The organism is Streptomyces sp. NPDC101393 (assembly GCF_044767385.1).
Taxonomy (GTDB): Bacteria; Actinomycetota; Actinomycetes; order Streptomycetales; family Streptomycetaceae; genus Streptomyces.
The window spans coordinates 660070-673233 of the sequence record NZ_JBIWNU010000004.1 but is presented as its reverse complement, the minus strand read 5'-3'; the positions used below and the strand labels follow the sequence as shown (position 1 = coordinate 673233).

Here is a 13164-nt window from a genome sequence, read left to right as displayed (position 1 = left end):
CGTGAGCGAACTACGGGCCCGGGGCGTAGGTCTGTCGTGTCTCCGTCTCTGGACGGTCATACGGTCATGGGTACGGCGGGAGAGTCGGCGACGGCGGACGGCCGGAGGGGGGCCGCCCCGGGGTGTCCCCGCAGCGACAGGTGCCAGACGGGGCCCCGTCTAAACCACGTACCCGAGGGCACATGCGTCGAGGAGACACCCCGGGGCGGCCCCCCTCCGGCCCCACCACCCACACACCGAACCCACCCCACCCAAGCCACCCGGCCCCGTAACCACGAACGCCGACGGCAACCCCGCCTCAGCCCCGACGCCCATTGACCAGCGGCGGATTGTCCGGGTCAGGTACCTGCGTGGACCAGCCCCCCGGGACACTGCGGACCTGCCGCGCACGGAAGCGGACCGGTGCGGTGCCCACCCGGCGGGTGAACAGTCGGCTGAAGTAGGCGGGATCGTCGTACCCCACCCGCCTCGCGACCGCCGCCACCGGCAGCTCCGTGCCCACCAGCAGCTCCTTCGCCCGCCCCAGCCGTATCCCCAGCAGGTAGTCCTTGGGGCTGCACCCCGCCCCCCGCCGTACGGCGGCCCGCAGTTCCGCGGGTGTCATGCCGTGCCGGCCCGCGTGTTCGGCCACGGACAGGGGCAGGAACGCGTCCCGCGCCAGCGACTGCAGCACGGGATCGCCGTCGGCGTCCGTATCGGCCCGCGCGCGCCGGAGTGCGACGAGGAGTTCATGCACGGCGGCCGCGGCTTCCACGTCGAGCAGGGGATTGCCGCGACGCGCCGCGCGCGCGATCCGGCCGACGGCCGCGCGGGCCGGGGCCGTGTCGGCGAGGGGGACGACGGGGCGGTGGGGTTCGATGTAGCCCAGTTCGGTGTACGTGGTGGCGGCCGGCCCCGTGAAGTCGACGAAGCTCTCGTCCCAGCCGGTCTCCGGGTCGGCCCCGTAGTGGTGCGGCACACCCGGCACGATCCACAACAGGGCGGGCGCGGTGACCACTTCGCGCCGCCCGTCGGGCCCGGTGCACCAGCCGCGGCCGGCGTTGATGATGATGGCGACGTGGTGGTCGAGGGTGCGCGGGCCGACCGCCGGCAGTGCGCCGTGCTGCAGTCCTACCCCCAGGCACACCAGGCCGAGCCGGTGGTGGACCGGGCTCGGAGTGAAGTAGCGCATCCAGGTGTGGTACATGCCCGGACCTCCCGTCGCCTCGTCAGTCGCCGTGCCCGTCGTGGAAGGCGCCGCTCACCGCCGCTCACCGCCGTGTACCGGCCCCGCGCCACGCGCCCACCGCTCCGTCCAAACAACGACGATCTTTGTCCATGGACCGCCGCACCGCCAGAGGGCGAGGGTGACCGATGCGCGTGACCGGCACGCGGGGTGGGTGTGAGCGGACAGGGGCGGCAGACGTGGCGCAGTTCGAGGTGGGCGAGCGGGACTTCGTGCTGGACGGGCGGCCGGTGCGGCTGTTGTCCGGGGCGCTGCACTATTTCCGGGTGCACGAGGCGCAGTGGGATCACCGCCTGGCGATGCTGCGCGCGATGGGGCTGAACTGCGTGGAGACGTATGTGCCGTGGAATCTGCACGAGCCGCGCCCCGGTGTGTTCGACGATCCCGAGGCGCTGGGCCGGTTCCTGGACGCGGCGCACGCGGCGGGGTTGTGGGCGATCGTCCGGCCGGGGCCGTACATCTGCGCGGAGTGGGAGAACGGCGGGCTGCCGGAGTGGCTGACCGGGCCGTTGGGCCGGCGGGTGCGGACCCGGGACGCGGAGTATCTGCGGGCGGTGGAAGCGTGGTTCGCGCGGCTGATGCCGCAGGTCGTGGCGCGGCAGTGTGACACCGGCGGCCCGGTGATCATGGTGCAGGCGGAGAACGAGTACGGGTCGTACGGCAGTGACGCGGTGTATTTGGCGCAGGTCGCGTCCCTGTTGCGGACGCTGGGGGTGCGGGTGCCGCTGTTCACGTCGGACGGGCCGGAGGACCACATGCTGACGGGCGGCTCGATCCCGGGGGTGACGGCCACCGTCAACTTCGGCTCCGGCGCCCGGGAGGCGTTCGCGACGCTGCGCCGACACCGGCCGGAGGGGCCGTTGATGTGTATGGAGTTCTGGTGCGGCTGGTTCGCGCACTGGGGGCGCGGCGGGGTGCCGCGGGCTCCGGAGGTCGCCGCGGCGGCGCTGCGGGAGATCCTGGAGTGCGGGGGCTCGGTGAACATCTACATGGCGCACGGGGGGACGAGTTTCGGCGGGTGGGCGGGCGCGAACCGGGCCGGTGACCTGCACGACGGGGCGTTGCAGCCGACGGTGACGTCGTACGACTACGACGCGCCGGTCGATGAACGCGGCCGTCCGACGGAGAAGTTCTGGCGGTTCCGGGAGGTGCTCGCCGAGTGGGCGAGCGGTCCGCTGCCGCAGTTGCCGGAGCCGCCGCGGGTGCTGTCCGCTCCGGTGTCCGCGGTGGTCGGGGAGTGGGCGCCCGTCGCGGACGTGATGGAGGTGCTGGGCGGCGCGGAGGTCGAGGCGGGCGGTCCGGTGACGTTCGAGGAGCTGGGGGTGGACCGGGGGGTGGTCCGCTACCGGGTGGAGGTGCCGGGGCCGCGCGGCCCGTATCCGCTGCGGGTGTCGGGGCTGCGGGACCGGGCGGTGGTGTGGGTGGACGGGGTGCGGGGGCCGGTGCTGGGCACCGAGAACGCCGAGAGCATCGAGCCCACCGAGGAAGCGGTGATCGGGGAGGTCGCGGGGCCGGCGTCGGTGGAGCTGTGGGTGGAGTCGCTGGGGCGGGTCAACTACGGGCCGCGGCTGGGAGAGGCGAAGGGGATCACCGGCGGGCTGCTGCACGAGCGCCAGTATCTGCACGGGGTAAGGGCGCGTGGGTTGCGGCTGGATGCCCTGGAGGAGGCGGGGGCGGTGGCGAAGGTGCCGTTCCGGGCCCGGGAGGAGGGGGCGGGCGCCGGTGGTGCGGGGCTGTATCGCGGCACTCTGGTGCTGGAGGGCCGTCCCGGTGACGCGGATCTCGTGCTGCCCGGCTGGGTGCGCGGCTTCGCGTGGGTCAACGGCTTCTGCCTGGGCCGCTATTGGGATGTGGGGCCGCAGCGTGCGCTGTTCGTGCCGGGGCCGGTGCTGCGCGAGGGGGAGAACGAGCTGCTGCTGTGGGAAATGGAGGGCGCCCCGCCCCTCGTGGGGGAAGGGGCGGGGGCGCCCGGTCTGTATCCCTGCGCGCCGCGCTGACGCAGGCGGCGGGGGATGGGACGCCGTAGGGGCGGGCGGGGAAGTCGGCCCGGCCCTACGGCGGGTTCGGTCACGGCGCGGCGGGCGTCACAGCTCTTGCACCTCGAACGTGTCGAGGACGAATTCCGCCGTGCCGTCGTCGCCCACCTTGCGCAGCCCCACCCAGGCCTCGCCGTCGGCGGGGGCGGTGAACTCGTAGGTGTGGGTGGTGGGTCGGGTGGCGGCGGGCAGGGGGGTGCGGGTCAGTTCGCGGGTCTTGGGCGCGTCGACCGCGGTGACCCAGGCGTACTGTCCGGCTTTCTCGTTCTCGTGGCGGAAGGTGACGCGGTAGCGGCGGCCGGCGGTGAAGCGGACGGTGTGCGGGACGGTGCGGTAGACCAGGCCGGTGTTCTCGCCGCGTGATTTGAGCGACTGGCCGCCGTCGATGACGTCGTCGACGGCCTTGCCGTTCCAGCCTCGCTGGGTGAACGGGGCGTGCCGCTGGGCGATATGGGTGCGCGGGTCGGTGATGTCGCCGGCGTCGCCCTTGACGAAGACGCCCCAGCCCTGGGGGACGTGCTCGAAGTCCTCGTGGACCAGGGTGCCCTTCTTGGTGCTGCGCTGTGCGGGCACGATCCGTACGTTGTCGAATCGGATGCGCGCGGTGCCCGCCGCTGCGGTCAGGGTGAGGGTGACGGGGCCGCCGCCCTCGGGGACGGTGAAGTGGGTGAAGAGCCGCTGGAAGCGGGTGCCGGACTTGCGGTCGGCGGCGACGTAGTTGCCGGCCGTGGAGGTCTCGGTCCAGTTGGTGGCGGTGACGCCGTCGGCGGTGCGGAGGGCGAGTGCGGCCCGCCGCCGCTCCCCCGCTTCGGCGCCGACCTCGACCTGGACGGATGCGGCGTAGGTGCCGGGGGCGAGCCGGGTGAGTTTCTGGCCGACGGTGGCGGCGGCACCCGCGCCGATGACCAGTTCGTGGTCGCCGAGGGCGCTGCGTTCGACCGTGGCGGGGCCGGTGGCCTGCCAGGCGTCGAGGGTTCCGGAGTGGAAGCCGGGGTCGGCCAGGGCGGTGCCCTCGCCCCAGTCGGGGCCGCCCTGTGCGGGGGCCTTGCGGCGGTGAACGACGTAGGCGACGCCTGCTTGTGCGGTGAGGGTGATGCGGCCGCCGCTGACGGGGACGCGCGTCTCGTCGGCACGGCCCTGGTCGGTGAGCCGGTAGACGTGAACGGGGCCGCTGCCGGACCAGCCGCGGGGCAGCGTCCAACTGCTCGTGCCGCCCTTGGGGTGGTAGTGGTAGAGCTTGTCCGGGTCGGTGGCGCGGCGCGGCTCCCAGGGCAGCAGGTAGGTGCCGTCGTCGTAGACGGTCCGCCCGTCGGTGGTGATCTTCCGGGTGCCGTCCGCGTCGCTGACGGAGGTGCGGGTGGGGCCCTCGAAGGTGATCTCGTGGTCGGCCCAGGTCTTGATCGGGTAGGCCTGGAGGTACTTCGCGGGCAGCGCGTCCGCCCAGATGATCTTGTGGAAGGCGTCCCAGTCGGTCTTGCCGACCCAGCCCTCGAAGTTGCCCATCCGGCCCGCGCCCAGCAGCGTCGGCCACTTGTCGGCGAAGACGTCCTTGTGGTGGTTGCGCACGAAGCGGATCAGCCGGGAGTTGATGCCGCGCGAGGCGTCGGGGCCGTAGTCGGTCTCGGTCGCCCAGTGCGACCACAGCGAGGAACGCTCCAGGCCGTGCCCCCACTCGGTGGCGATCTGCCAGCCCTGGTCGTGCAGATGCCGCTGCAGGCGGTCGGAGTTCCAGCCGGACTCGCGGAAGACGTCGAGGTAGACGGTGTTCAGCGCCGGGTCGGTCTCCTCGCGCAGCTGGGCGAAGCGGCGGGTGATGTCGCCGGAGACCAGGTCGCGGCGGGCGTCGATGCGGTAGGACTGGTCGAGCCAGTCCCACTGCTTGTCGTCCCTGTCGACGAGCGTTTCGGAGAAGGCGTGCGCGACGGGGTAGGACTCGGTGGCGTTGACGTGCACCGCGAAGTCGCTGTTCCACTTCTTTCCGGCGCGCAGCAGCGCGTTGAGGTCCGCGAGGCCGCCGGCCCGCTCGTTGTAGTTTCCGCCGTAGTCCGGGTGCGCGGAGTCGTGGCCTTCGGACTGGTAGCCCTTCAGGAGCGTGAACTGCCGCAGCCCGTCGGTGGCCAGGGCGATCCGTTTGACGTTGTCGAGGGTGGCGAGGAACGGGTTGGTGGCCTGGCTGGCGAAGTTGAACGGGATGTGCGGGACGACCCGCAGATGCTGCTCGTCGGCGCCCAGCGGTGTCACCATGATGTCGCGCAGTGCGATGGCGGCGTCCTGCCAGTCGGCCGTGCCGTCGCCGTTGCGGTCGCGGGTGACGATGACGGTCGCCTGCGGCAGCGGGTCGGTGGCGTCGACGGGCTGGCCGGCCGCCCGGTGGGTCCACTGGCCGCACCCCAGTTGTGCCTTGACGAAGCCGTCGCCCTTGACGGTCTGCCGCCACAGCCGGCCGTTTTCCCAGGTGGTGGCGCCGGACGGCTTGTCCTGGACGGTGTTGGTCTCCAGCGCTGCGGCCAGTTGGCCGGTGGCGAGGACGGCGTAGGCGCAGCCGGTGGGCGAGGCCTCGGCGGGGGTGTCGGCGGCCGGTTTGACGAGGGTGTCACCGCTCTTGGCCTTGTCGAGGTCGATGCGGGCGGCGAGCAGTGCGGCGCCCGGCTGGTCGCTGCGGACGCTCAGCAGGGCGAGGGCCGGGATCTCCAGGGTGCCGACGCGCAGCGCCGCGGTGTCGGTGATGCCGGTGACCCGCCAGGTGACCTGCCATCCCTTGACGGCGATCTCGACGGTGATCTCGGTGCCGCCGTCGAAGGCGAGGGTGTAGTGGGCGCGGTCGCCGCGGGCCCGGTGGCTGACCTCGGGGGTGTGGGCGGTGCCGTCGATGAGGACCTGCGTGACGGGGGTTTCCTGGCCGTGCAGTACGGCGCCGCCGGCGCGGTCGGTGTAGGAGACGATGCGCGGGAAGGCGGTGTCGACGCGGACGTCCAGCGCATCGGAGTGCAGGACGGTCTCGCCCGCTCGGGCCGCGGCCGCGGCGGTGTGCGCGCCGAGCGGGAGGGTGGTGGCGATCCCAGCCAGCGCGGTGGCGGCGACGACCTTCCGGCGGCTGGGGCCGCGACCGGCGGCACCTGTCTGTTCGTTCACGCGCGCTGTCCTCCTTCGCACCTGCACTGCCTGTCGCCGGACAGCGTGCGGGCGGCGCGGGGCGTGCGCCTATGGACAAAGGCGGGGCAGATGTTGGACTAACGGGGCCGCCGCCGGGCCCTGCCGGCCGCGATCGGTCCTCGCGCCGCGGTTCCGGGCGGTACGGGTACGGCGAAGGGCCCGGGGAGCATGCCCCGGGCCCTTCGTGTCGGTCCGTACGGTCAGCCGCCCAGTTCCCCGGCGGCCTTCTTGATGTCCGCGGCGAAGGTGCTCACCTCGCTGTAGACACCGGGCTTGCCGGGCCGTGCGCAGCCCTCGCCCCAGGAGACGATGCCGACCTGGAGCCATTCGCCGGCGTCGTCCTTGCGGAACATCGGGCCGCCGGAGTCGCCCTGGCAGGTGTCGATGCCGCCGGTGTCCAGCTTGCCGGCGCAGATCTCGTCGCCGGGCGTCAGCGAGTCGCCGTAGGCCTTCTCGCAGGCCGCGTCGTCGACGAACGGCACGGTGGCCTTGAGGAGATAGCGCTGCTGGTCGCCGCCTTCCTTGTCGGCGCCCCAGCCGGCTATCTCGAAGTCGCCGTTGTTGAGCTTGTCGTCCTCGGCGATCTTCAGCGTCGGCAGGTCGAGGGCCTTGTCGAGCTTGATCAGCGCCCAGTCCTTGCCCTTGCCGTTGTAGCCGGGGGCCTGCAGAACCTCGGTGGACTTGGCGGTGACCGCGGCGGAGTCCTCCAGGTCGACCACGCCGCCGGTGGCGGTGATCGAGGTGTTCGGGCCGCTGCCGTCGACACAGTGCGCGGCGGTCAGGACGACGTCCTTGGCGTACATCGCGCCGCCGCAGCCCATCGACAGCCGCACCATGAAGGGGAATTCACCCTGTTCGGCCTTGGTGCCGCCGACGACCTTGGTGTGGGAGTCGGAGGGGGTGGGCCCGGGGGCGGCGAAGGCCGATCCGGGCTGGAGGCTGAAGGCGGCCAGGGCGACCGCGCCGACGGCGGTGGTTCTCTTGAGGTGCTTCAGGTAGCTGCGCAACGGGCTTCCTTTCGTGGGGGGTTGCACGTCGATGACGAGCCCATGCCCACACCGGAGCCGAGGGGGCCGCCGAAAGGACTGCGTGGAGAGACGGCAGCACACCGCGAGACGTCCGGACCCAGTGGGGGATGAGTCCGTGGAGCGCCCTGTGATTATGTGGAGTGTTCGAACAGGGTGACAAGGGTCTGCATCCGGCCAACTGCCGTGCGTGGCCCGCCCCGTACGGCCCATACCGGTCGATCCCGGTCAGTCGTACAGTGGCCGGGTGGCTACGGGTGACAACGACATCGCGCACGGCTTTCCCCATATCGGCACGGTCCGTACGGCCCTGACCGCGCTCTACAAGCGCCTGTCGTACGACACGGTGAGCACCTTCGCGGCCAGTGTGCTGCCCGTCGACGTCGCCTTCGACGACTCCGAGGACCTGCATCTGGGCGCGCAGCGGGTGGCGGGCGCGATGGTGCGTCATCTGCGGCTGCCGAACGCGCGGACGGTCGTGTCGTTCCGCGAGATGGAGCATGCCGCGAACGTCGAACTCACCGCGGGCCCGGAGTACTTCATCGAACTCAACGAGCGCTTCACGCATCACCGCAAGGACATCGGGGCCGCGCTCGCCCATGAAGTGATGCACGTCTATCTGCACCGCCTCGACCTCGCCCTGCCCGGCACCCGCGACAACGAGATCCTCACCGACACCGCGACCACCTACCTCGGCGCCGGCTGGCTGCTGCTGGACGCCTACCGCGAGCACGGCCCGTTCTCCCAGAAGCTCGGCTATCTGACACCGGAGGAATTCGGCTACGTCCTCGCCAAGCGGGCGCTGTTCTTCGGCGAGGACCCGGCCCCGTGGTTCACCAGCCCGCAGGCGTACGACGCCTACACGGCCGGGCTGGCGCGGGCCCGCGAGGACGCCCGGCAGCCGCCGCTGGCCGCCGCCGGATGGCAGGCCCGGCGGCACTACGCCAGGGACCGCCGCGCGGCCGCGGGCCGGGGACACGGCGGCCGGTCGCACGGCGACGGCTACGCCTTCGAGGGCACGGCCCCGCTGCGGGTGTCGTTCCCCTGCCCCACCTGCCACCAGCGGATCCGCGTCCCGGTCCGCGGCCGGCTGCAGGCCCGCTGCGGCCTGTGCAAGACGCTGCTGGACTGCGCTACGTAGCGGGCGCCGGGCGGTGCGTTCGGCGGGGCGTCCCGGGCGCGCGGCGGGCACCGTGCCGCGCCCGGGAGTTGGCGGGAACTGACCGGATCCGGGACGGGGCGGCCGCCCCTGCCGGCACCCCGGCCCTCCCCCAGGGCCCGCACTTCCCTGTGCGAGGATGCCCGGCACGATGACTGACGCAGCCGGCCGCCGGGCGGCCCCAACAGCCCCCACCAGCGCGGCCGTTGCGCACCGCGCCGGGGTCTCGCGCGCCACGGTCTCCTACGTCCTCAACGGGCAGGCCGCCGGCCGGGTGGGCGAGGCGGCGCAGGCCAGGGTCCGGGCCGCCGCCGAGGAGCTGGGGTACGTCCCGCACGCCGCCGCCCGCAGCCTGCGCGCCGGACGGGGCAGCATCGTCCTGCTGGCCGCGCCGGCCGACACCGCCCCCGCCTTCGGGCCCCTCTTCAGCGCCTTCCTGGCCGGCTTCCAGAGCGCGCTGCACCGCCTGGGCTACACCGGTGTGCTGCACGGCGCGGCCGCCGCGTCCCCGATGGCGGCGGCCCGCGCCTGGGCCGAACTGCGGCCCGCCGCCGTGCTGACGCTGCACGAGCCGGCGCTGGACGCGCCCGCCGTCGAGCTCCTCCGTCGCGCCGGAACCGCCGCCGTCCTCACGCACGGCCCGCCGGCGATACCGGGCGCCCACACCCTGCTGCTGGACCAGGAGGAGGCCGGGCTGCGGGCGGGCGCGCATCTGCTGGGCCGCGGCCGACGGCGGATCGGTGTCGTGCGGCCGGCCGAGGCGGGCCTGGCGGCGTTCGCCGGGCCGCGGCTCGCAGGCGTCCGGGCGGCGGCCGCCGGGCACCCCGGTGCCGAGGTCCGTCCGCTCGACCTCGCCCTGACCGAGGAGTCCGCCGCCGCCCTCGCCGCGGCCTGGCCGGACCTCGGCCTGGACTCGGTGTTCGCCTACAACGACGAGTACGCGATGCTGCTGATGCGCGCCCTCCAGGACGCCGGGCACACCATCGGCGGCGGCCCCGGCCGGATCGCGGTGGTCGGCGCGGACGATCTGCTGCTGGCCCGGCTGCTCCGTCCGCGGCTGACCAGTGTCCGTGCCGAGATCACCCCGCCGGACCGCATCGCCGCCCTGGTCGACACCCTCATACGCCACCCCGGCACCGCCCCCGCCACCCATCACCTGGGCACCTTCCACATCGAGGCCCGCGAATCGGCCTGACCGCTCCGGCGCCGTCCTGACCGCTCCGGCGCCCTTGACCGCCACGGCCCACGGGAGGGGACCCGGCCGCCCCTCACGTCCGGTCCGTCTCCCGCGTGGCCACCGTCAGCACCCCCCGCACGTCCGTACGGATCGGCTCGCCGTGCGGCACGCACAGCGTGTCCACATCCTCCAGGGCCGCGAGCCGGCGGAAGGACGCGACGGCCGCCGCCCGGTCGGCGTGAAGGGTCCGAGCACCGCGCGCCCCTCCCCCGTGCCGATGACGTCGCCGGGGAACAGGAGGCCGCTGCCGGGCAGATGGAGCGCGCTACCGCCCGGGGTGTGACCGGGACGTGCAGCACCCGCACGGGTTCCCTCCCGTCGTCCAGGGTGTCGCCGTCGTGCAGGGCGACGTCCACGGGGAGGTGGCGCAGCGGCGGGAGCTCCGCGCGTGCGAGGCCCGCCATGACCTGTTCGTGCAGCGCGCGTTCGGCGGGGGTGTGCACGGACGGCGGCGCCGGCGCGGCACCGCTGACGCAGGGGACGTCGTCCGCTCGGGCGAGGACGCGGGCACCGGTGGCGTCCACCAGATCGGCGGCCGAGCCCATGTGGTCGACACGGGAGTGGGTGAGCACGATCCGCCGCAGAGCGCCCGGACGGGCACCGAGCCGACCGAGGGCGTCCAGGATGGCGGGCGCGGATCCGGGGAGCCCGGTGTGATCCCCACGGCAGCCCCCCTGGCCCCGCCCTCTCCGCTGCCGCCCCCGTTTGCGCCACCAGCGGACGGGCCGGGGCGGCGTTCGCCCGTGCCGCACAAGGGAAGCGGCTGTTCCGGAACCCGATTCCGGCCGGCCACGTCCCATCCGTGACCCCAAGGAGGCATGTCATGCGAGGAACCACCGACCAGCAGATGTCCATGGCCCGCACCGGCACCACCCGTCGCCACACACCGACCCGTGGCCGTACGCTCGCCGCCGTCCTCGCGATGGCCGCGGCCGGCACCGTCGCGCTCTCCGGCTGCGGCGGCGATACGCAGACAGTGGGCACCGCGCCCCCGAAGAAGAAGGATCCGTTCGAACGGCGAGCCGATCAGATAGCGCGGGACTGGCCGAAGGTCTCCCCGGTGTCCGGCCGGAAGGATGCGATGCTGCCGCTGGCGGGCGCCGACCGCCCCAAGGACACCCAGGTCAAGGAGATCACGGTGACCGTCGGGCACGGCGGCTGCGATGCCCGCTACGGTGTGCACACGCACGAGACCAAGGACCTGATCGTGATCTCCGGTTGGGGCAAGCCCAAGGACCCGGACGGGATGTGCACCTCCCAACTGGCCACCGACAAGGTGAAGGTCCACCTCAAGAGTGAGCTGGACGGCCGCAAGGTCGTGGACGCGGCCACCGGCAAGCAGCTCCTCAAGGGCTGACGGCGCGCCCCGGGCCCGGTGGCCGCGGTCAGCCGCGACTTTCGGACCCACTCCTCTAGGCTCACCGCCATGAGCCCTTCCATCGCCACCAACACCCGTGTCGAACTGCCCGGCCTCCTGGAGTTCGTCCGGCCCCGCCACCGCGCGATCCTGCTCACCCGCCGCTCCGACGGCACTCCTCAGGGATCGCCGCTGACCTGCGGGGTGGACGACTCCGGGCGGCTGGTCATGTCGACGTACCCGGAGCGCGCCAAGGTCCGCAACATCCGCCAGGTCGCTTCGGTCAGCGTCATCGTGCTGTCCGACGAGTGGAACGGTCCGTGGGTGCAGGTCGACGGTGAGGCCGAGGTCATCGACTCCCCCGACTCGGTCGAGCCGTTGGTGGAGTACTTCCGCAACATCTCCGGCGAGCACCCGGACTGGGACGAGTACCGCGAGGCCATGCGCAAGCAGGGCAAGTCCCTGATCCGGGTGACCCCGCTGCGCTGGGGCCCGATCGCCACCGGCGGTTTCCCGGCGTCCGTCGCCGATCAGGAGTAGCGGCTCACGCCCCGGTGCCGCCCCGCCCCCGCACCCCCGCCGGGAGCACCGCCGCGGGGGACGGCGCCAGCACCTCCTCGGGAAGGCCCAGGCTGTCGCGCAGTGCGGTGCGGCCGGTGTCGGTGAGGGTGAGGATGCGGGTGGAGGGGGACTTGAGGATCCAGGACCGGGTCAGGGCGTGGCGGCACAGGGCCGCGGCGAGGGCACCGGAGAGGTGCTGGCGGCGCACCGTCCAGTCGAGGCAGGTGCGGACGTGGGCGCGGTGGGCGACCTGCGGGCCGGGGTCGGGGATGCCGAGGCCGGCCAGCCAGTCGGCGCCGGCGCGGGTCAGCACCAGGCCGTATTCCCTTGCCAGCAGGCCGCGTTCGGTCATGGCGTCGGCGATCGCGACGCCCAGCGCTCCGGCGATGTGGTCGTAGCAGGTCCTTGCGTGGTGCAGGGCTCTGCGCTGGTTGGCCTCGGCGAGTGAGCGGATCGGGATCTGGCGGTAGGGGGCCAGCCCGGCGAGATTCTCCAGGGCTTCGGCGGTGTCCGGGCCGGCGAGGCGTACGTAACGCCGGCGGCCGTGGCGTTCCTCGGCCAACAGGCCTCCGGCGACCAGGAGGTTGAGGTGTTCGGTGGTGGTGGAGGGGGCCACCGCCGCGTATTCGGCGAGTTCGCCCGCGGTCCAGGAGCCGCCGTCGAGCAGGGCCATGCACATGGTGGCGCGGGTGCGGTCCGCGAGGAGGGCGGCGAGGGCCGCCAGATCGGGGGTTTCCGCGGTGCTCTCGTGGTCGGCGTCCCATGGGTTCATGTGCAGAGAGTAATCGCCCGTAACACTTCGGTGAGCACCGAAGCGTCCGGCTTCTATCCTCAAGGGCATGAAAGGCGTGCTGGAGAAGAGCAGTTCGGTTGCCTCGGCGCTGCTGTCCACGGAGAACGACGACGGTACCTTCGAGCTGGTCACCCTCCGGATCCGCTGGGAGCTGGGCCCGGTCGTGAGCGTGTCGCTGCCCGCCCGCGGCCGTACGGCGCGCAATCTCGCGGTACGCCCGGACGTGGTCTTCAATCTGCCGCCTGCCGGGCCGGGAGGCGACGAGTCGGGCCCGGCGGAGGCGCCGTGGACCGAGCCGTCGGAGCTGGTGCGGCCGCCCCGACTGTCGTACTGCCCGGTGCAGTTGGAGGCGCGCCGGATCGGCGGGCACACCCTCGCCGACGGTGACCGGACCCGGATCGAGGCGCAGGTGCTGCGCGTGCATGTCGATCCGCGGTGGGTACTGCCGAGGGGCGAGGGCCGTAGCGAACTGTCGGTGTGGTGCCCGCCCGTGCACGATTTCCGCCCGCCGGGCACTCCCCCGCCGCGGGCCGTACCGGCTCCCGCGCGCGAGCTGGCGCAGCAGTTGGGGCGGCGGTTCCCCGGGCAGCGCAGCGGGTCGTAGCCGCGCCGGGTCGT

At 73.2% G+C, this 13164-nt stretch carries 11 protein-coding genes; 6 read left to right on the top strand and 5 right to left on the bottom strand.

Annotation, left to right across the window (positions count from 1 at the left end; all coding sequences use genetic code 11):
- Window positions 1-298 precede the first annotated feature (298 nt).
- The gene (locus tag ACIRQ7_RS16550; protein WP_401475674.1) at window positions 299-1186 is read right to left on the bottom strand and encodes a helix-turn-helix domain-containing protein; all 888 of its coding nucleotides are present in this window, start codon (window positions 1184-1186) and stop codon (window positions 299-301) included.
- Window positions 1187-1404: 218 nt separating this feature from the next.
- On the opposite strand from ACIRQ7_RS16550, the gene ACIRQ7_RS16545 reads away from it, so the two are divergent.
- Window positions 1405-3222 (top strand): beta-galactosidase family protein, encoded by a 1818-nt coding sequence (locus ACIRQ7_RS16545; RefSeq protein WP_404263030.1) that lies wholly within the window; start codon window positions 1405-1407, stop codon window positions 3220-3222.
- Window positions 3223-3309: 87 nt separating this feature from the next.
- On the opposite strand, the gene ACIRQ7_RS16540 is transcribed toward ACIRQ7_RS16545, so the two are convergent.
- Together ACIRQ7_RS16540 and ACIRQ7_RS16535 are read right to left on the bottom strand one after the other, a co-directional pair.
- Window positions 3310-6393 (bottom strand): endo-alpha-N-acetylgalactosaminidase family protein, encoded by a 3084-nt coding sequence (locus ACIRQ7_RS16540; protein WP_404263029.1) that lies wholly within the window; start codon window positions 6391-6393, stop codon window positions 3310-3312.
- A gap of 221 nt (window positions 6394-6614) precedes the next feature.
- The gene (locus ACIRQ7_RS16535) at window positions 6615-7421 is read right to left on the bottom strand and encodes a S1 family peptidase (protein ID WP_404263028.1); all 807 of its coding nucleotides are present in this window, start codon (window positions 7419-7421) and stop codon (window positions 6615-6617) included.
- A 265-nt stretch (window positions 7422-7686) separates the two neighbouring features.
- Between ACIRQ7_RS16535 and ACIRQ7_RS16530 the strand changes: the two genes are divergently transcribed.
- Both ACIRQ7_RS16530 and ACIRQ7_RS16525 read left to right on the top strand, forming a co-directional pair.
- A complete protein-coding gene (locus ACIRQ7_RS16530) occupies window positions 7687-8580 on the top strand; it encodes a hypothetical protein (RefSeq protein ID WP_404263027.1) in 894 nt (297 codons plus the stop codon).
- 169 nt (window positions 8581-8749) lie between these two features.
- Window positions 8750-9793 (top strand): substrate-binding domain-containing protein, encoded by a 1044-nt coding sequence (locus tag ACIRQ7_RS16525; RefSeq protein ID WP_404263026.1) that lies wholly within the window; start codon window positions 8750-8752, stop codon window positions 9791-9793.
- On the opposite strand, the gene ACIRQ7_RS16520 is transcribed toward ACIRQ7_RS16525, so the two are convergent.
- Window positions 9751-10635, bottom strand: coding sequence for an MBL fold metallo-hydrolase (locus ACIRQ7_RS16520; RefSeq protein WP_404263024.1), 885 nt, complete (start codon window positions 10633-10635; stop codon window positions 9751-9753). The two genes, ACIRQ7_RS16525 and ACIRQ7_RS16520, sit on opposite strands and share 43 nt — an antisense overlap.
- Before the next feature lie 23 nt (window positions 10636-10658).
- On the opposite strand from ACIRQ7_RS16520, the gene ACIRQ7_RS16515 reads away from it, so the two are divergent.
- On the top strand, window positions 10659-11192 hold the full coding sequence (locus ACIRQ7_RS16515; RefSeq protein ID WP_404263023.1) for a hypothetical protein: 534 nt from the start codon (window positions 10659-10661) through the stop codon (window positions 11190-11192).
- 69 nt (window positions 11193-11261) lie between these two features.
- Window positions 11262-11732 (top strand): PPOX class F420-dependent oxidoreductase, encoded by a 471-nt coding sequence (locus ACIRQ7_RS16510; RefSeq protein ID WP_404263021.1) that lies wholly within the window; start codon window positions 11262-11264, stop codon window positions 11730-11732.
- A gap of 4 nt (window positions 11733-11736) precedes the next feature.
- Here the strand turns inward: ACIRQ7_RS16510 and ACIRQ7_RS16505 are convergent, their stop codons facing one another.
- On the bottom strand, window positions 11737-12525 hold the full coding sequence (locus ACIRQ7_RS16505; protein ID WP_404263019.1) for an ArsR/SmtB family transcription factor: 789 nt from the start codon (window positions 12523-12525) through the stop codon (window positions 11737-11739).
- Between the two features lie 67 nt (window positions 12526-12592).
- Between ACIRQ7_RS16505 and ACIRQ7_RS16500 the strand changes: the two genes are divergently transcribed.
- Entirely contained in the window at window positions 12593-13150 is a 558-nt protein-coding gene (locus ACIRQ7_RS16500) for a hypothetical protein (RefSeq protein ID WP_404263017.1), read from the top strand.
- The last annotated feature ends 14 nt before the right edge of the window (window positions 13151-13164 follow it).